The 16,143-nt window shown below is 69.4% G+C and carries 19 protein-coding genes; 9 read left to right on the top strand and 10 right to left on the bottom strand.

The annotated features are described in order from the left end of the window. Window positions 1-23: 23 nt before the first annotated feature. Window positions 24-848 carry a GNAT family N-acetyltransferase gene (locus tag DS843_RS05805; RefSeq protein ID WP_149467934.1) on the bottom strand — a complete coding sequence of 275 codons (825 nt, stop codon included), beginning with the start codon at window positions 846-848 and terminating at the stop codon, window positions 24-26. Between the two features lie 326 nt (window positions 849-1,174). Then, on the bottom strand, window positions 1,175-1,591 hold the full coding sequence (locus DS843_RS05800) for a Ros/MucR family transcriptional regulator (RefSeq protein WP_149467933.1): 417 nt from the start codon (window positions 1,589-1,591) through the stop codon (window positions 1,175-1,177). Between the two features lie 91 nt (window positions 1,592-1,682). On the opposite strand from DS843_RS05800, the gene DS843_RS05795 reads away from it, so the two are divergent. Beyond that, window positions 1,683-1,937 carry a sulfurtransferase TusA family protein gene (locus tag DS843_RS05795; RefSeq protein ID WP_149467932.1) on the top strand — a complete coding sequence of 85 codons (255 nt, stop codon included), beginning with the start codon at window positions 1,683-1,685 and terminating at the stop codon, window positions 1,935-1,937. 3 nt (window positions 1,938-1,940) lie between these two features. On the opposite strand, the gene DS843_RS05790 is transcribed toward DS843_RS05795, so the two are convergent. Both DS843_RS05790 and tsaB read right to left on the bottom strand, forming a co-directional pair. Continuing rightward, window positions 1,941-2,435 carry a GNAT family N-acetyltransferase gene (locus DS843_RS05790; RefSeq protein ID WP_149467931.1) on the bottom strand — a complete coding sequence of 165 codons (495 nt, stop codon included), beginning with the start codon at window positions 2,433-2,435 and terminating at the stop codon, window positions 1,941-1,943. Next, on the bottom strand, window positions 2,432-3,121 hold the full coding sequence (tsaB, locus tag DS843_RS05785; protein ID WP_149467930.1) for a tRNA (adenosine(37)-N6)-threonylcarbamoyltransferase complex dimerization subunit type 1 TsaB: 690 nt from the start codon (window positions 3,119-3,121) through the stop codon (window positions 2,432-2,434). The genes DS843_RS05790 and tsaB overlap by 4 nt, the downstream gene beginning before the upstream one ends. A 101-nt stretch (window positions 3,122-3,222) precedes the next feature. Between tsaB and ddpX the strand changes: the two genes are divergently transcribed. Continuing rightward, the gene (gene ddpX / locus DS843_RS05780) at window positions 3,223-3,774 is read left to right on the top strand and encodes a D-alanyl-D-alanine dipeptidase (protein ID WP_149467929.1); all 552 of its coding nucleotides are present in this window, start codon (window positions 3,223-3,225) and stop codon (window positions 3,772-3,774) included. Window positions 3,775-3,972: 198 nt separating this feature from the next. Then, a complete protein-coding gene (locus tag DS843_RS05775; protein WP_149467928.1) occupies window positions 3,973-5,013 on the top strand; it encodes a polysaccharide deacetylase family protein in 1,041 nt (346 codons plus the stop codon). Between the two features lie 54 nt (window positions 5,014-5,067). On the opposite strand, the gene DS843_RS05770 is transcribed toward DS843_RS05775, so the two are convergent. Further along, window positions 5,068-5,622 (bottom strand): NifU family protein, encoded by a 555-nt coding sequence (locus DS843_RS05770; protein ID WP_149467927.1) that lies wholly within the window; start codon window positions 5,620-5,622, stop codon window positions 5,068-5,070. 108 nt (window positions 5,623-5,730) lie between these two features. Here DS843_RS05770 and DS843_RS05765 point away from each other — a divergent pair, with 108 nt between their 5' ends. Both DS843_RS05765 and DS843_RS05760 read left to right on the top strand, forming a co-directional pair. After that, on the top strand, window positions 5,731-6,981 hold the full coding sequence (locus tag DS843_RS05765) for an adenylate/guanylate cyclase domain-containing protein (RefSeq protein ID WP_149467926.1): 1,251 nt from the start codon (window positions 5,731-5,733) through the stop codon (window positions 6,979-6,981). Between the two features lie 82 nt (window positions 6,982-7,063). Continuing rightward, window positions 7,064-8,521 carry a fused MFS/spermidine synthase gene (locus tag DS843_RS05760; RefSeq protein WP_149467925.1) on the top strand — a complete coding sequence of 486 codons (1,458 nt, stop codon included), beginning with the start codon at window positions 7,064-7,066 and terminating at the stop codon, window positions 8,519-8,521. A 4-nt stretch (window positions 8,522-8,525) separates the two neighbouring features. Here the strand turns inward: DS843_RS05760 and DS843_RS05755 are convergent, their stop codons facing one another. The 4 genes from DS843_RS05755 to DS843_RS05740 all read right to left on the bottom strand — a co-directional run bounded on the left by DS843_RS05755 (window position 8,526) and on the right by DS843_RS05740 (window position 11,880). Further along, entirely contained in the window at window positions 8,526-9,065 is a 540-nt protein-coding gene (locus tag DS843_RS05755; RefSeq protein WP_286191955.1) for a universal stress protein, read from the bottom strand. Between the two features lie 30 nt (window positions 9,066-9,095). Then, window positions 9,096-9,875: a TIGR02186 family protein gene (locus tag DS843_RS05750; RefSeq protein ID WP_149467923.1), complete on the bottom strand. Its 780-nt coding sequence runs from the start codon at window positions 9,873-9,875 to the stop codon at window positions 9,096-9,098. Then, on the bottom strand, window positions 9,872-10,789 hold the full coding sequence (locus DS843_RS05745; RefSeq protein WP_149467922.1) for a sulfite exporter TauE/SafE family protein: 918 nt from the start codon (window positions 10,787-10,789) through the stop codon (window positions 9,872-9,874). Before DS843_RS05745 ends, DS843_RS05750 begins: the two co-directional genes overlap by 4 nt. 92 nt (window positions 10,790-10,881) lie before the next feature. Then, a complete protein-coding gene (locus DS843_RS05740) occupies window positions 10,882-11,880 on the bottom strand; it encodes an adenosine kinase (protein WP_149467921.1) in 999 nt (332 codons plus the stop codon). A 165-nt stretch (window positions 11,881-12,045) separates the two neighbouring features. Between DS843_RS05740 and DS843_RS05735 the strand changes: the two genes are divergently transcribed. Both DS843_RS05735 and DS843_RS05730 read left to right on the top strand, forming a co-directional pair. After that, complete coding sequence (locus DS843_RS05735) at window positions 12,046-12,750, top strand: EI24 domain-containing protein (protein ID WP_149467920.1); 705 nt, start codon at window positions 12,046-12,048, stop codon at window positions 12,748-12,750. A 195-nt stretch (window positions 12,751-12,945) separates the two neighbouring features. Next, complete coding sequence (locus tag DS843_RS05730) at window positions 12,946-13,782, top strand: bactofilin family protein (protein ID WP_149467919.1); 837 nt, start codon at window positions 12,946-12,948, stop codon at window positions 13,780-13,782. A 98-nt stretch (window positions 13,783-13,880) separates the two neighbouring features. On the opposite strand, the gene nth is transcribed toward DS843_RS05730, so the two are convergent. Continuing rightward, entirely contained in the window at window positions 13,881-14,528 is a 648-nt protein-coding gene (gene nth, locus DS843_RS05725) for an endonuclease III (RefSeq protein WP_167525201.1), read from the bottom strand. A gap of 87 nt (window positions 14,529-14,615) precedes the next feature. On the opposite strand from nth, the gene DS843_RS05720 reads away from it, so the two are divergent. Together DS843_RS05720 and DS843_RS05715 are read left to right on the top strand one after the other, a co-directional pair. Next, on the top strand, window positions 14,616-15,140 hold the full coding sequence (locus DS843_RS05720; RefSeq protein ID WP_286191954.1) for a DUF2244 domain-containing protein: 525 nt from the start codon (window positions 14,616-14,618) through the stop codon (window positions 15,138-15,140). A 90-nt stretch (window positions 15,141-15,230) separates the two neighbouring features. Continuing rightward, the gene (locus DS843_RS05715) at window positions 15,231-16,142 is read left to right on the top strand and encodes a methylated-DNA--[protein]-cysteine S-methyltransferase (protein WP_149467918.1); all 912 of its coding nucleotides are present in this window, start codon (window positions 15,231-15,233) and stop codon (window positions 16,140-16,142) included. Window position 16,143 lies beyond the last annotated feature (1 nt).

Raw genomic sequence — 16,143 nt, 5'->3', positions numbered from 1 at the left:
CCACCTTCTGATGCGATTGTGGATCACGCGATCTGGGCGTCGCGGCTGCGCCGCTCGTAATGCCTGGAATATTTGTTGGTGATGAGGTCCGTCTTCACCACGATCGAGACGTCGGTGGTGTTGAACTGGTGATCGATCACCGCGCCGTCGCCGATGAAGCCGCCCAGCCGCAGATAGCCCTTGATCAGCGGCGGCAGGACCGCCAGCGCGCGTTTGGGGTCGATGCGGTCGCGGGGCATCAGATCCATGCCGACATAGCGTTCCGGCAGGGCCACGGGGCGCAGCTCCTCCGGGGCCAGATGGAAATGATGGAGATAGGAGAGCGGCTCCGCCATCGCCTCGGGATCGGTGCCCGGCAGGCTGGCGCAGCCGAACATCACCGCGATGTCGTGGTGGAAGACATAGGCCGCGATGCCGCGCCACAGGAGCTGCATGCTGCTGCCGCGCGTGCGGTAGGCGGCGTCCACGCAGGACCGCCCCAGTTCCAGGATTTCCCCCGGATAGCCGACCAGCCGCCCGATGTCGTATTCGTCGCTGGAGTAGAAGCGCCCGGCCTTGGCCGCCGCCGGACGGCGGATCAGCCGGTAGGTGCCGACCACGGACTCCGGCCCGTTTCCGCGGGCGTGGTCGATGACCAGCAGATGGTCGCAGATCGTGTCGAAATCGTCGAAGTCGCGGTGGCGCGCGGCCATGTCCGGCGAGGGCACCGCCGACATCTCCTCGTAGAAGACGCGGTAGCGCAATGCCTGCGCCCAATCGATCTCGGCGGCGCTTTCGGCCAGCCGCACTTCGAGGGAGCCCATCCGCAGATCCGAAGAACTGCCCTGGTCCGTGCCTGTATCAGCCATACTCGACGCTTCGCTGGCGGTGTTCGGGTGGCGGCAACCGCCGGTTCTCCATCCGGAGCCCGTCGGGCACGGGACAGGGATAACACGAATGGCCGGTTGCCGGTCAACCGCGACGTGACGAACCAACCCCCGACAAGCCCGCTCCCGGGCATGTCCAATGGACCGGCCCCGGCGGATGGGGTCGGCGGCACGGCGGATGGGAGGAGTCACGCGGGAGACGTGGAGGAAGGATCAGATCCGGGCCATGGGGTCCGGGGCATGGGGTTCCGGGGCGGACCGGACCGAACGGCGGCCCGCCGGACACCAACGCACAAGCCCAGTGGTCCTTAGGCGGCGCCGCGGCGGGCGCGGGTGCCGAGACCGATCTGCTTGGCCAGCGAGCTGCGCTGGCGGGCGTAGTTCGGGGCGACCATCGGGTAATCCGTCGGCAGACCCCAGCGGTCGCGGTATTCCTCCGGCGACATGTTGTAGGCCGTCTTCAGATGGCGCTTCAGCATCTTCAGCTTCTTGCCGTCCTCCAGGCATACAATGTAGTCGGGAGTGACGGACTTCTTGATGGGCACGGCGGGCTGCGGACGCTCCTCCGTCGCAACCGGCTCAGTCCCGACATTCGCGAGTGACTTGTACACCTGCTCAATCAGCGTCGGAAGATCGCCCAGAGCGACTGTATTGTTCGAGACATGCGCCGCAACGATCTCCGTGGTCAGAGACAACAGCGCGTTGGAAGGGTTCCCATTGCTCATGTAAGCTTGCTCCGCGGCTTGGCGTTCCTCTCCATATAAAGAGGTTTGTGGCCGCGCGCAATATCCATCCTTTGCTCTTAAAGAGGAAGCAGTGTACGAAAAAAATTCACCGGATTTGTTTTTGGACATCACCTCCGAGGTGTGTCCGTTAACCTTCGTCAAGACCAAGTTGTCGGTGGAGCGGATGGCCGTGGGGCAAACGCTTGAAGTCCGGCTGAACGCTGGCGAACCCTTGGAGAATGTGCCCCGATCCTTGATCGAACTGGGTCACTCCATTCTTGCCGTGACGCCCGAAAATCCGGATGAGCCGGAGGGGGTTCACCGTCTTTGGATTCAAAAAGGTTAATGTTTATTCGTCAGTGTACGAATACCGCAGCACCAGGGCGGCAACCCTTCCGTCCGCTCGGCGGTAATATCCGGGACGGCGGCCCACGGGAAGGAAACCACAGGATTTATACAGGGATTGGGCCGCATCATTGTCTTCGGCGACTTCCAGGAACAGCGCCGTGGCGCCCAGCGCCCGCGCTCCGTCCAGCGCCGCCGCGACCAGACGGCGCCCGACGCCCAGCCCCCGCGCATCGGGGCGGACGCCGACGGCGATGATCTCCCCGTCGTCCGCGGCGACCCGCGCCAGGAGAAAGCCGACCGGGTCGTCGTCCCCGCCCTCCCGCAGGGCCAGCACGGAAAAGAAGCCCGGCTGGCCCATCAGGCTGGCGATGGAGCCGGTGCCCCAGGGGTCCTCCGGAAAGCAGCCTTGCTGGAGGGCGGCCACCACCGGCACGTCGGCCAATCCGGCGGTCTGAAGGCGGACGGGACGGGACGGGACGGACAGGGCGGCGGTCATGCCGTCTTCCGCGGCAGGGAGACGTCGGGCGGACGCAGGTAGAAGGGCTGGGCCGGCAAACCGGCCTCCCGCGCCGCGCCCAGGGCGGCGACCACGGCGGCGTCGGGCGTGCCCGGCCCGGCGGCGAAACGCGTGTCGGGGCGGTCCTCCAGAAGCGTGCGGAGCGGCGTGGCCCCGTCCCCGGCAACCAGCAACGGCACGGCCCCGTCACCGGAGGCCGGCAACAGCCCGTCCAGCCAGCCCGGCACGGCGGCGGGCTCCAGCATCGCCGGTTCTCCCAGCGGGGTCAGATCCGGATGGAAAAGCTGCAGGAACGGCTCGGTACGGCGGGAGTCCACGGCGACCAGCACCGCGCGGCCCTCCCGCTCCGCCACCGGCAGGCCGTGAAGGATCGCGTCGAAACTGGTGACGCCGACCACCGGAAGCCCGGCGGCCAGGGCGAAGCCGCGCGCCGCGGCCAGCGCGATGCGCAGCCCGGTGAAGGCGCCCGGCCCGACGGTCACGGCGACGCGGTCCAAGGCGCCGAAGGCGCAGCCCGCCTCCGCCAGCGCGGCCTGCGCCAGGGGCACCAAGGCTTCCGCCTGCCCGCGGGCCATCGGCTCGCGCCGCCGCACGGTGACGGTGCCATCGTCCCACAGCGCGGCGGAACAGCCGGAGGTTGCCGTGTCCAGTCCCAGAACTCTCATGACCCCCACGCCTTCATCAGATCCGCCATCTTCAAAGCCCCACTTCAGCCCTGGGTCAAGAGCGTGCTAGACAGCCCCGGTCTTCCCTGACGGCATGGATCATGCTCACACCCATCGCACCGCCGGACTTCGATGTCGACATCGACCTGCTCTACGCCACGCCGGACAACCTGACCGGCGTACCCATCTACCGCAACCCGGTCTGCCTGCTGCACCCCGACGCGGCGGCGGCGCTCCGCGCGGCCATCGGGCTGGCGCGGGGCATCGGTTGCCGGCTGCGGCTGTACGATGCCTTCCGCCCGGTCGAGGCGCAATGGGCGCTGTGGCGGGCGCTGCCCGACCCGTCCTACATCGCCGATCCGGCGGGCGGCTCCACCCACTCCCGCGGGATCGCGGTGGACCTGACGCTGGCCGACGGCGCGGGGCGCCCGCTGGACATGGGCACCGGCTTCGACGAGATGACCGAGCGGTCCCACCATGGCCGCACCGACCTGACCGCCGAGCAGCAACGCAACCGCGCCGCCCTTCTGGGCGTCATGACGGCGGCGGGCTGGCGGCACTACGCCTGCGAATGGTGGCATTATCAATTGCCGGACGAAGGGCGCTATCCCCTCGTGACGGACACGGCTCTGGGTGGGCTGATGATGGGCTGACCGGACCCGGCCCCTGCGACCGCATGCCACAGAACTTGTTGCACGGTTGCATCATGGAAAAGCCGGCTCGGCGCGGTTCGTGTTGCGGACTTGTTCCCGCCGGGGTGCTTGTGCCACATCAGCCTTGGCGCAATCCGGAACCCGTCCGGCCGCCCGATCCGCACCGGACCCACCGCACCGGACCCACGACACGCCGCCATGCCGTTCCGCCGCGCCGTCACCCTGTTCGCCGTGGCCGCCGCCTGGGCTTTCCAAGCCCTGGCGGGCAGCCCCGGCGTCGAGGCCGACGGGACGGGAAGCGCCGCCGTCGTCTTCGCCTACGACCGTTTCGGCGAGGATCAGAACCCGTCCATCAGCATCCGGATCGATCAGTTCGAGGCCCATCTGGATGAGCTTCGGGACAGCGATTACCACGTCCTGCCCCTGCTCCGCATCCTGGAGGCGCTGCGCACCGGCGCACCGTTGCCCGACCGGACGGTGGCGATCACCATCGACGAGGCCAGCCGCTCCGCCTTCCGGGAGGCCTGGCCGCGGCTGAAGGCGGCGGGGCTGCCCTTCACCCTGTTCGTGGCGACCGACGCCATCGACCGCGGATCGCCCGCCCACATGAACTGGACGGAGCTGCGGCAGCTCGCCGCCGCCGGGGTGACCATCGGCGGGCTCGGCGCCTCCACCCAGTCGCTGGTCTCCCGCCCCGCCGACGAGGTGCGGGCGGAGCTGCGCCGCATGGCCGACCGGCTGCAGGCGGAGACGGGCCAGCGCCCCACCCTGTTCGCCTACCCGCAGGGGGAGGTATCGTCGGCGGTGCGGGCCATCGTGACGGAGCAGGGGTTCGCCGCGGCCTTCGGCCAGCAGTCCGGCGTCCTGCACCCGCAGGCCGACCGGGTGGCCCTGCCCCGCTTCGTGATGAACGAGAGTTTCGGCAGCGTGGACCGTTTCCGGCTGGCCGCCAACGCGCTGCCCCTGCCGGTGACGGACATGACGCCCGACGACCCGCTGCTGACCGTTAACCCGCCGCCGCTCGGCTTCACCGTGGCGGACGGGTTGGGCGATCTGTCGCGGCTGGCCTGCTTCGCCGCCGGCCAGGGGCGCACGGCGCTGGAGCGGGTGACGGAGGACCGGGTGGAGGTGCGCATCCGCGATCCCTTCCCGCCGGGCCGCACGCGCGTCAACTGCACCCTGCCCAGCGCGGACGGGCGCTGGCGCTGGCTGGGCATGCAGTTCGTGGTTCCGGAATAGGCGCAGGGAAGCCGGGCGGGCGCGGCCCGTGCCGCCGCGCCCATCCGAAGGCCGTCAGCGGACGGCGCGGACCTCGACCACCTCGGGGATGTAGTGGCGCAGCATGTTCTCGATGCCGGCCTTCAGCGTGGCGGTGGAACTGGGGCAGCCGGAGCAGGCCCCCTTCATCTCCAGGTACACCACGCCTTCCTCGAAGCCGTAGAAGGTGATGTCGCCGCCGTCCTGGGCCACCGCCGGACGCACGCGGGTGTCCAGCAGCTCCTTGATCTGGGTGACGATCTCGTCATCGTCGGCGCTGGCGGCGTGGCCGTCGCCGGTCGCCTCTTCCAGAAGCACCGGGCGGTTGGCGGTGAAATGCTCCATGATGACGCCGAGGATCGACGGCTTCAGCAGGAACCACTCCTTGTCGCCGGCCTTGGTGATGGTCACGAAGTCGGCGCCCAGGAACACGCCCTGGACCCCGTCGATCTCGAACAGCCGCTGGGCCAGCGGCGAAGCGGCGGCAACATCGCGGGACGGGAAGTCCGCGGTGCCGCGTCCGAGCACGTCACGCCCCGGCAGGAACTTGAGAGTCGCCGGGTTGGGCGTCTGCTCGGTCTGAATGAACATGGCGATATCCTCCATCGGCGCCGAACAACACTGGCGGCGTAGGCGAAACTTGGGCAGAATCCGCCGACAGATCAAGCATCGCATCCTTATGGTCATCGATCCGTGAGCATGGCACCGCCCGCGGCCACCGCACCGGCCCCCACACCGGCGACCCCTGCGGCCCCATCCATCGACGCCGCCGCGCGGGAGGTCGTCGAATGGCTGCTGCTGGAGGGCCGGCACGCCCCCGGCTTCGAGCCGATGATGGACCGTTTCTGCCGCCGGCTGATGGCGTCGGGCGTGCCGCTGCTGCGCGCCGTCTGCGCCCTGCCCCTGCTGCACCCGCAGATCCGCACCATCGCCTTCTTCTGGCGCCGCAACGCGGACCATGTGGAGATCGCCACCCGCGCCCACGGCACAGAGACCAGCACCGAGTATCTGACCAGCCCCTTCGCCACCCTGATCGAGGACGGCGCCGACGGCCTGCGCTACCGGCTGGAGCAGATGGAGCCGCCCTGGCCTTACCCGGTCTTCGCGGAGCTGCGGGCGCAGGGGGCGACCGACTATGTCGCCATGACCGTCCTGTTCGCCGGCGGGCGGCGCAACGTGCTGAGCTTCACCACCGACCGGCCCGGCGGTTTCTCCACCGCCGATCTGGCGCTGGTGGACGCCGTGCTGCCGGCGCTGGGCGCGGTTCTGGAGACGCTGGCGCTGCGGCGGCTGGCGACGACCGTGCTGGACACCTATGTCGGCCACCGCACCGGCGCGCGCATCCTGTCCGGCGACATCCGGCGCGGCACCGGCGACAACGTCCGCGCGGTGCTGTGGTACTGCGACCTGCGCGGCTTCACCTCGCTGGCCGACCGGCTGCCGCGGGAGGAGCTGATCGCCCTGCTGAACGGCTATTTCGAGATCATGGGCGGCGCGGTGGAAAGCCGCGGCGGCGAGATCATGAAATTCATCGGCGACGCCATGCTGGCCATCTTCCCGCTGGAGGAGGGCGACCCGACCGGCGCCGCCGCCTGCACCAAGGCGCTGGACGCCGCGGAAGAAGCGCTGACCGACATGGACGCGCGCAACGCCGAGCGTGCCGCCTGGGGCCAGCCGACGCTGCGCTGCGGCATCGCGCTCCACATGGGCGAGGTGATGTACGGCAACATCGGCTCCGCGAACCGGCTGGACTTCACCGTCATCGGCCCGGCGGTCAATCTGGTCAGCCGGATCGAGGGGCTGTGCAGCCGTCTGGACCGCAACGTCCTGACCTCCGCCGAGGTGGCGGAGGCCTGCGCCAACCGCGTCGTCTCGGTCGGCTGGCATCCGGTGAAGGGGCTGAACGACCCGATCGAGGTCTATGGGCTGAAGGGAAAACGCAAGGACTGATGGACACAGCCATTCAACGAACGCGCAGCCAACGAACGCGCGGCCAACGAACGAACGGTCAACGAACGCCTGGGCGCCGGCCTTGACCGGCCTTCCTCCCCCCGCCCCCCTGCGTCCTCTCGCGCTGGCCGCCGCCGCCTTCTCCGCGGGCTGGTCGCTGATGATGATGGAGATCCTGGGCGGACGGCTGATGGCGCCGCATTTCGGCTACTCGGTCTACCAGTGGGGCGCCGTCATCGGCGTGGTGATGACCTTCATGGCCGCCGGCTATTGGACCGGCGGGCAGATCGGCGACGGGCCGAAGGCGGTGCCGGCGCTGCGCGCCGCCCTTCTCGCCGGGATCGCCGCCGCGGCGCTGACGCCCTGGCTGGGCAAGCCGATGCTGGCGGACGCCGCGGGCCGCTTCAACGCGGTGGAAGGGTCGGTCGTCGGAGCGGCGCTGATCCTGGGTCTGCCCTCCTTCGCGCTGGCCATGGTGTCGCCCATCTGCGCGGGGCTGAGCAGCCTGTCCGGAGCCGCTGCGGCGGGGCGGATCTACGCGGTCGGCACCTTGGGAAGCATCGGCGGCACCTTCTTCGCCTCCTTCTACGCGATCCCGGAGGTCGGGGTGTCCGCGGGCTACGCCCTGGCGGCGGTCCTGCCGGCGCTCGCCTGCCTGTTCGTTCCGGGTGGGAAACGGATGGCCGCCGCTGCGGCTCTGGCGGTTCCCGTGGCTTGGGCCGCCGGCCATGGCGAGGGGCAGGGCTTCGCCCTCTACCGCGAGACGCCCCACAACACCATCATGGTGCAGGAGGACGCGGAGCAGATCCGGCTGCATCTGAACGTGGCCTGGGCCACCCAGTCGCGGCTGCGCAAGGACGGCGGCCCGACCGGCCTCTATTACGACCTGTTCGCCGCCGTGCCGGCCCTGGGGAACGGCACGCGCGTTCTGGTCCTGGGTCTGGCCGGTGGTGCGGCGGCCAAGGAAATTCTCGATTCCTGGCCCGGCGCCGACATTCTGGGGGTTGAGTTGGACCCGGCGGTGGTCGAGGTGGCGCGCGAGCGGTTCGGCCTGCGGCCCGAGGTGCGCGTCGCCGTGGAGGACGCCCGCCGCCACGTCGAGCGGTCGGAGGAGCGGCACGACGTGGTGATCGTGGACCTCTATTCGACCGCGCTGATCCCCTTCTTCACGGCGACCGAGGAGTTCTTCGCGGCGGTGGAGCGGCGGGTGGCGCCGGGCGGCGTGCTGGTCATGAACGTCGCCTCCCCCATGGACCGCAACGCCCTGGTCGGACCTCTGGCGGCGACGCAGGGGGCGGTGTTCCCGTCGGTGTACGTCGCCGACGCCGGGCGCGGGAATTATCTGCTGATTGCGACGAAGGAGAAACGTACGCTCGAGGATCTGAGCGTACGCCTGCGCGCGGCACCGGCGGGTGCGGCGTACGCGGCCTCCCGCATCCTGGAGACGCTGGCCCCCGCCGAGTTGGAGGGGCACCCCGTGCTGACCGACGACCGGTCGGACATCGACCAGCGCAGCCTCGCCGCGCTTTACGGCCGGTGAAGCGTCACGTGATCGCGTCGAGCGCGTCGATGCCGATGCCGCCCGGCACGATGGTCAGCGGAATGCGCAGCTTCGCCAGGCCCCGGTTGGTGAAGTAGGAGATCAGCGGCCCCGGACCTTCGGGATCGGTGCCGGCGGCCAGAACGAGGATGGAGATGCTCGGCTCCTCCTCGATCAGGGCCAGCACCTCGTCGCGGCGGTTGCCCTCGCGCACGTACAGGGCCGGCAGGGTGCCGGTCAGCCGGTTCACGTCGCGGGCCAGCTTCTGCAGCTTCTGCTCGGCCTCCGCGCGCTGTTCCTCGCGCATCAGGTTCTCCAGGGCCAGCCACTGCTGCACCTCGCCCGGCTCGATGACGTACAGCAGCGCCACCTTGCCCCCCGACTTGCGGGCGCGCAGGCAGGCGTAGCGCAAGGCGAGCTGGAGTTCCGGGCTCTCGTCCACCACGACCAGGAAGATGCGGACCGGCGGCTTCGCCGTGGAGTCCGTACCGGAAGCGGCCTGATCGGTCGTGACCGGATCGGACGTCGTGGATTCGGACGTCATTGGATCGGACGTCATTGGGTCGGACATGGGTCACACCCTCCGGAAGATGGCGCCGGCCAGCCAGCCGGCGGCGATGGCCCCAATCACCGCCGCAACACCGTAGAACATCGGCTGATTGCGCGCAAAGTCGTAGATTTCCGCACTGAAGCCCACTTTGGACACCACCAACGGCGTGGTCTGTGCGCTGACCACCTCGCCATCGCGGATCAGCAGCGCCTCCACGTTGTACAGCCCCGTCGGCACATTGGCCGGGAAGTAGATGTTGGTCCGGAACAGCCGCTCGCCGAGAAAGGACACCTGCCCCAGGGAAATCCCATACAGCCCGGCCCGCTGCTTGTTGCGGATCAGGGCGGAGCGGAACAGGGCGAGCTGGTCCGGGGCCAACTGCTCCCGGGGACCGAGCTGCAGGTTCGGCAGACCGATCTGGTGGCGCTCCAGCACCGGACGGCCGACGAACTGGTCCAGCGGGCGGTTCGTTGCGACCATGTAATAACCGGGAACCTGCTCGAACCGCACGCTGCGCGCGTTGATCCAGATGCCGGCGATGCGCTCCTTCCGGCGGACCGTGACGGGGGTGCGCGGGCCGGTCACCACGATGGCCACGTCGCCCGCCCCGTCGGTGGTGCCGAACAGAACGACCTCCGTCCCGGTGAAGCCGGTGGTGATGGCGATCAGGTGGCTGGACAGGTCGGCGACGAGCTGCTGCGCCCAGACCGTGGCGGCCAGCAGGCCCCCGGCCAGCAGACCCACCAGCCCTCCGGCGACCCGGACGGACCAGAGCCGCCCCGCCCCCTTCGGGACACCGCTCACGATTGCCTCGTGGAGATGGTGAAGATGTCGTTCGGTTCGACCACCAGATCGAATGCAAGCTTCAGCGCGACCGCGACGACCAGCGAGGCCAGCAGGAGGCGCGCCTGCTCGCCGCGCAGTCTGCCGCCCGCCTTGGTGCCGAACTGCGCGCCGACCACCCCGCCGATCAGCAGCAGCAGCGCCAGCATCACGTCCACCGTCTGGTTGGTGGCCGCCTGGAGAAGCGTGGCCATGGCCGTGGTGAAGATGATCTGGAACAGCGAGGTGCCGGCCACCAGTCCGGTGGGCATGTTCAGCAGATAGATCATCGCCGGGACCAGCATGAAGCCGCCGCCGATGCCCATGATCGCCACCAGCATCCCGCCGACCGCCCCGATCGCCGCCGGCAGCAGGGCCGAGATGTAGAGCTTCGACCGCTGGAACCGCATCTTCAGCGGCAGGCCATGCAGCCAGATGTGCCGGTGCAGCTTGCCCCGCTTGGCGGTCGGGGCGCGGCGGCGGATCAGCGCGCGGCTGGCCTCCACCATCATCATCGTGCCGATGGTGCCCAGGAACAGGACGTAGGTCAGCGTGATCGCGATGTCGATCTGGCCGATCCGCTGCAGCATGGAGAAGATCCAGACGCCGACCACCGTGCCGACCATGCCGCCCAGCAGCATGACGACGCCCAGCTTCACGTCCACGTTGCCGCGGCGCCAGTGGGCCAGGACGCCCGACACGCTGGCCGCGACGAGCTGGTTGGCCTGGGTTCCCACCGCCACGGCGGGCGGCACGCCGATGAAGATCAGCAGCGGCGTCATCAGGAAGCCGCCGCCCACCCCGAACATCCCGGACAGAAAGCCGACGAGCCCCCCCATGCCGAGCACGAGCAGGGCGTTGACCGACATCTCGGCGATCGGCAGATACACTTGCATGGGGGCGAAGCCGGCGAACGGAAGGGTCCGCCAGCTTATACCTTACAGGCGTCGTCCGGCAATCAGGCTGGCGGCAATCAAGCTGGCGGCAATCAGGCCGGAACGCCTGCATCCTTCAGCAGATCGGCCAGCAGGATTTCCGGGCGGGCGCCGACATGGCTGATCACCTCCGCCGCGGCCAGCGCGCCGATACGCCCGCACTCCGCCGGGGACATCCCGCGGGTGAAGCCGTAGAGGAAGCCCGCGGCGTAGAGATCGCCCGCACCCGTGGTGTCCACCACGCGGGCCACCGGGGACGCCGGAACCTCCACCACCTCGCCGCCGGACACGATGACGGCGCCCTTCTCGCTGCGGGTCAGGGCGGCGGTCCTGCCCAGCCGCTTCACGGCCTCCAGCGCGTCCTCGAAACGGTCGGTCTTGTAGAGGGCGGTGATCTCGTGCTCGTTGGCGAACAGGATGTCCACATGGCCTTCGACGAGATCCACGAACTCCGCGTGGTGGCGGTGGACGCAGAAGCTGTCGGACAGGGACAGCGACACCTTGCGCCCGGCGCCGTGGGCGGTGGCGGCGGCCTTGCGGAAGGCTTCCTTGGCGCGCGGCGGGTCCCACAGATAGCCTTCCAGATAGGTGACCTGGGAGTTGGCGATCAGCGCCTCGTCGATGTCCTCCGGACCCAGCTCCACGCAGGCGCCGAGGAAGGTGTTCATGGAGCGCTGGGCGTCCGGCGTCACCAGGATCAGGCAGCGGGCGGTCGGGGCGCCGCCGTGGCCGGCCTCCGTCTCGAAATGCACGCCCGCGGCGCGGATGTCGTGGCGGAAGACCTGGCCGAGCTGGTCGCCGTGGACCTTGCCGATGTAGGCCCCCCGGCCGCCCAGCGAGGCGATGCCCGCCATGGTGTTGCCGGCGGAGCCGCCCGACACCTCGATGCCCGGACCCATGCGGCCGTACAGCTCCTCCGCGCGGGCGGCGTCGATCAGCGTCATGGCCCCCTTCTCGATGCCGTTGGCGGCGAGAAAGGCGTCGTCGGCATGGGCGATCACGTCGACGATGGCGTTGCCGATGCCGGTGACGTCGAATTCGGCCGTGGCCATGGGCACTCCTTGAAATGCGGTGTCTGGACCGTTGGGAAAAACAGGCGCGAGTATAGCGGCCCGACTTCACATCTCAAGCGCGGCGCATACCCCCTGGAACGGAGCGGCCTGCCGTCGTAGATAAGCGTCGCTTGGCCGCATCGGCCCAAACGAACGGGAGTCCGGATGTTCCGCGCGCTGCTTCTCGCCATCGGACAACTGTCCGACCCGGCTTCCCGCCGCGTCGTGTGGATCGGCGTGCTGTCCGCCATCACGGCCTTCGCCCTGCTGGCCGGCGGGGTGTGGTGGGCGCTGTTCCACACGGCGCTGACCGGGTACGCCTGGGTGGACGGGGTGCTGGACGTGCTGGGCGGGCTGGCTGTTCTGGTGCTGGCCTGGGTGCTGTTCCCGGCCACGGTGGGCATGGTGTCCAGCTTCTTCCTGGACGAGGTGGTGCAGGCGGTGGAGCGGCGCCACTACCCCCAATTGCCGGCGGCCCGCCAGACCGGCCTGGGGGAGGAACTGCTGACCGCGCTGCGCTTTTTTGCGGTCGTTCTGCTGGTCAATCTGTTCGCCCTGCCCCTGTATCTGATGGTGCCGGGGTTGAACCTGCTGATCTTCTACACCGTGAACGGCTATCTTCTGGGTCGCGAATACTTCGAGATGGTGGCGATCCGGCGGCTGGGGCGGAAGGAAGCGGGATTTCTGCGGCGTTCCATGCCGTTGAAACCATTTTCGGCTGGTGTCGTAATTGCCTTTCTTTCGACAATTCCTTTCGTCAACCTGTTGGTGCCGGTGATCGCAAGCGCCTTCATGGTCCATGTCTATCATTCGATGACCGGGGCTATGACGGGGCCCATGACGGGCCTTTCCCGCCGGGAGGAAGCGTGACGGACCACGGTACGGCACGGCCCCATCCCTGCGCGAAAGCCCACTTGCGGCCGGCCGGATGACCGTGTTACCCCCGCCAGGTGGTCTTTTGGCTGCTGTCGATCGGGCCCGGTCATGCGACGCCGCCTCCGAAACGACCCGACTTCGACGACCTGCCCAAACTTCACGACCTGACTGACCTGGGGATCAACGTTCATGCTGTTCGGACGAAAGAATCCGCCCGTCGGTGCGCCGAAGACCCAAAGCGCCGACCCGGCCATCCCGGCCGCACCGCAGGCGGGCGCCGCCGAACCCGCGGCGGCGGTTTCGCCGCTGGCCTCCCTGAGCAATCCTTCCGCGACGAATCCGCCCGCCGGGAGCGCTGCCGGCCCGGCGGCTCCCCCGGCCCAGCGCACGCCGCACCCCGAGCCGATTTCCTCCAAGGGACCCGAGATGACCACGAGCACCCCGAAGCCGCCGGCCGGCGCCCCGATCCCCGGTTCGAGCTTCAAGCCGACCGACATTCCGCGCCGCACCGTCGATCTGCCGGGAAGCTCGGCGCGTCGCCCCGACGGGTACGGCGCCCCGGCCTCGGCGCCCGCCGCCGCTCCCGCGCCGGCCCCGGTGCCCGCCGCCCCGCTGCCCAGCGACCAGCGCCGCCTGATCGTCGGGCGCGACATCTCCCTGAACGGTGAGATCGGGTCCTGCGACGTGCTGGTGGTGGAAGGCACGGTGGAGGCCAAGCTGCGCGAGGGCCGTTCCATCGAGATCGCCGAGACCGGCCTGTTCAAAGGCGCCGTCGAGATCGACGAGGCCGACATCGGTGGCCGGTTCGAGGGCGACATCATCGTGCGCGGCCGTCTGACCGTGCGCTCCACCGGCAGCATTCACGGCTCGATCAAGTACGGCGAGCTGGCGGTCGAGGCCGGCGCCCTGCTGAACGGCGACATCGGCAAGTACACCCCCGCGGCCAAGCCCGCCGCGGCCCCCGCCGCTCTGGCGGAAACGGCCCCGGTGCCGGCGGCGCTGGACCCCATCGTGGTGGACGGTTAAACGCCGTTAAACGCGGTTTCGCGATCAAGCCCGGCGGGGATCGAGCCCTCGCCGGGCTTTTTCTTTTTGCACATATCGCAGGCGTTTCACGGGAAACATCACACCACCGCCGCCGGCAGGACCTTGTCCTTGAAGCCGCACAGGTCGCTGACCGGGCAGGCGAGGCAGTCGGGCTTTCGGGCCTTGCAGACGTAACGCCCGTGCAGGATCAGCCAGTGGTGGGCGTGCCGGCGGTAGGCTTTGGGGACCACCTTCAGAAGCTTCGCCTCCACCGCGTCGGGCGTCTTGCCGGTGGCGAGGCCGGTGCGGTTGCCCACGCGGAAGATGTGGGTGTCCACCGCGATGGTCTCCTCGCCGAAGGCGACGTTCAGCACCACGTTGGCGGTCTTGCGCCCGACGCCGGGCAGGGTTTCCAGAGCCTCGCGGTCGCGCGGCACCTCGCCGCCATACTGGGCGACCAGGATCTCCGACAGCTTGATGACGTTCTTGGCCTTGGTGTTGAACAGGCCGATGGTCTTGATGTAGCCGCGCAGCCGTTCCTCCCCCAGTTCCACCATCTGCTGGGGCGTGGTGACGATCCGGAACAGCGGGCCGGTGGCCTTGTTGACACCCACATCCGTGGCCTGGGCCGACAGCACGACGGCGACCAGCAGGGTGTAGGGGTTGACGTATTCCAGCTCGCTCTTCGGCTCCGGGTTGGCGGCGCTGAGGCGGCGGAAGAATTCCTGAACGGCGGCGGGCTTCATGGCGCACACCATAGCGGGACCTTGGCCGGCCATGCAAACGCGCCGCGCGGGCGACCGCTGGAACGCGGCCCGGAGGCATAGTATCTTATGCCTATGACCATCACCGGAAAGCCCCCGCCCTCCGCACCCCGCGTCTTCTTCGACGCGATCCTGCACCCACACCGCAGCCTGGGGCGAAGCGGCTACCGGGTTCTGATGGGGGTGGTGATCCTCGCCAACCTGCTGATCGCCATAATCTTCGCCGCCAACGGGGCTTGGCCGGTGGTGCCCTTCTGCGGGCTGGACGTGTTGATCCTCTGGCTGGCCTTCCGCGTCAACAACCGTTCCGCCCGGCTGTACGAGCGGGTGCGCCTGACCGACACCGACCTGACGGTCCAGCGCGTCGCCTGGAACAAGCCGGAGCGGCGCTGGAGCTTCCAGCCCAACTGGCTGCGCGTCACCATGGACGACCCGCCCCGGCACGAGAGCCAGCTCACCCTCACCTCGCACGGGCAGTCGGTAACCGTCGGGGCCTTCCTGACGCCGGTCGAACGGGGGGATGTCGCCAAGGCGCTGCGCGGCGCGCTGGCCGACTGGCGCCGCGCGCCCTGCCACCCCGAACCGGTGCCCTGACGCCACGGCAGGCTTCGCAAGAAACGGGTTGGTCCCCCCTGCCCCGGCGGCGCATCCTGGGCCGGTCATGGAGCCTGGGAGTGAATCGCCATGCCGTGCCTGAATCCCGTCGCCGATCCCGTCGCCGATCCGCTCGACGCGCGGCGCCACCGCGCCATCGCCGCCGCCATCCGACATCTGGTCGAGAACTGGCAGGATCAGCCGGCGCTGGGCGAGCTGGCCGAGGTGGCGGGCATGAGCCCCTTCCATTTCCAGAGGCTGTTCACCCAATGGGCGGGGATCAGCCCGAAGCGCTTCCTGCAATTCCTGACGCTGGACAACGCCAAGCGGCGGCTGGCCGAGAACCACAGCGTCCTGGACGTGGCGCTGGACGTCGGGCTGTCCGGCCCGTCACGGCTGCACGACCTGTTCGTCGCCTGCGAGGCGATGACGCCCGGCGAGTACAAGGCGCTGGGCGGCGGGCTGACCATCCGCTGGGGCCTGCACGCGACCCCCTTCGGCCCGTCACTGGTCGCCACCACCGGACGCGGCGTCTGCTGGCTGAGCTTCGCCGAGGAGGAGGACGGGCGCGACGCGCTGGCCGAGATGGCCGCCGCCTGGCCCGCCGCCCGTCTGGTGGAGGACGCCGACGCCACCCGCCCGGCGGCGGCCCGCGCCTTCCGCTGGGACGGCGCGGCCGGGATTGAAAACGGCGGAGCCGAGCCGCTGCGCCTGCTGATGAAGGGCACCAATTTCCAGATCAAGGTGTGGGAGGCGCTTTTGCGCATCCCCGCGGGCGCCGTCGTGTCCTACGAGGACGTGGCCCGCGCCATCGGCCAGCCGACCGCCATGCGGGCGGTGGGCGCGGCGGTGGGACGCAACCCGGTCTGCGTGCTGATCCCCTGCCACCGGGTGATCCAGAAATCGGGAATCATCCACAACTACCGCTACGGCATCCCCCGCAAGCGCGCCCTGCTCGCCTGGGAACAGGGGCGCGCCACACCGGAAGAGGAAGCGGCGTAGG

This window comes from Roseomonas genomospecies 6 (genome assembly GCF_008365375.1).
Taxonomy (GTDB): domain Bacteria; phylum Pseudomonadota; class Alphaproteobacteria; order Azospirillales; family Azospirillaceae; genus Azospirillum.
This window is presented reverse-complemented; position numbering and strand designations above follow the sequence as displayed.

Coding starts and splice junctions, on each gene's coding strand:
- tsaB (WP_149467930.1), bottom strand. CDS start 3,121: ATGAGAGTTCTGGGACTGGACACGGCAACCTCCGGCTGTTCCGCCGCG.
- DS843_RS05770 (WP_149467927.1), bottom strand. CDS start 5,622: ATGTTCATTCAGACCGAGCAGACGCCCAACCCGGCGACTCTCAAGTTC.
- DS843_RS05805 (WP_149467934.1), bottom strand. CDS start 848: ATGGCTGATACAGGCACGGACCAGGGCAGTTCTTCGGATCTGCGGATG.
- DS843_RS05745 (WP_149467922.1), bottom strand. CDS start 10,789: ATGCAAGTGTATCTGCCGATCGCCGAGATGTCGGTCAACGCCCTGCTC.
- DS843_RS05800 (WP_149467933.1), bottom strand. CDS start 1,591: ATGAGCAATGGGAACCCTTCCAACGCGCTGTTGTCTCTGACCACGGAG.
- DS843_RS05730 (WP_149467919.1), top strand. CDS start 12,946: ATGCTGTTCGGACGAAAGAATCCGCCCGTCGGTGCGCCGAAGACCCAA.
- DS843_RS05765 (WP_149467926.1), top strand. CDS start 5,731: ATGGCACCGCCCGCGGCCACCGCACCGGCCCCCACACCGGCGACCCCT.
- nth (WP_167525201.1), bottom strand. CDS start 14,528: ATGAAGCCCGCCGCCGTTCAGGAATTCTTCCGCCGCCTCAGCGCCGCC.
- DS843_RS05755 (WP_286191955.1), bottom strand. CDS start 9,065: ATGACGTCCGAATCCACGACGTCCGATCCGGTCACGACCGATCAGGCC.
- DS843_RS05775 (WP_149467928.1), top strand. CDS start 3,973: ATGCCGTTCCGCCGCGCCGTCACCCTGTTCGCCGTGGCCGCCGCCTGG.
- DS843_RS05715 (WP_149467918.1), top strand. CDS start 15,231: ATGCCGTGCCTGAATCCCGTCGCCGATCCCGTCGCCGATCCGCTCGAC.
- DS843_RS05735 (WP_149467920.1), top strand. CDS start 12,046: ATGTTCCGCGCGCTGCTTCTCGCCATCGGACAACTGTCCGACCCGGCT.
- DS843_RS05720 (WP_286191954.1), top strand. CDS start 14,616: ATGCCTATGACCATCACCGGAAAGCCCCCGCCCTCCGCACCCCGCGTC.
- ddpX (WP_149467929.1), top strand. CDS start 3,223: ATGCTCACACCCATCGCACCGCCGGACTTCGATGTCGACATCGACCTG.
- DS843_RS05790 (WP_149467931.1), bottom strand. CDS start 2,435: ATGACCGCCGCCCTGTCCGTCCCGTCCCGTCCCGTCCGCCTTCAGACC.
- DS843_RS05740 (WP_149467921.1), bottom strand. CDS start 11,880: ATGGCCACGGCCGAATTCGACGTCACCGGCATCGGCAACGCCATCGTC.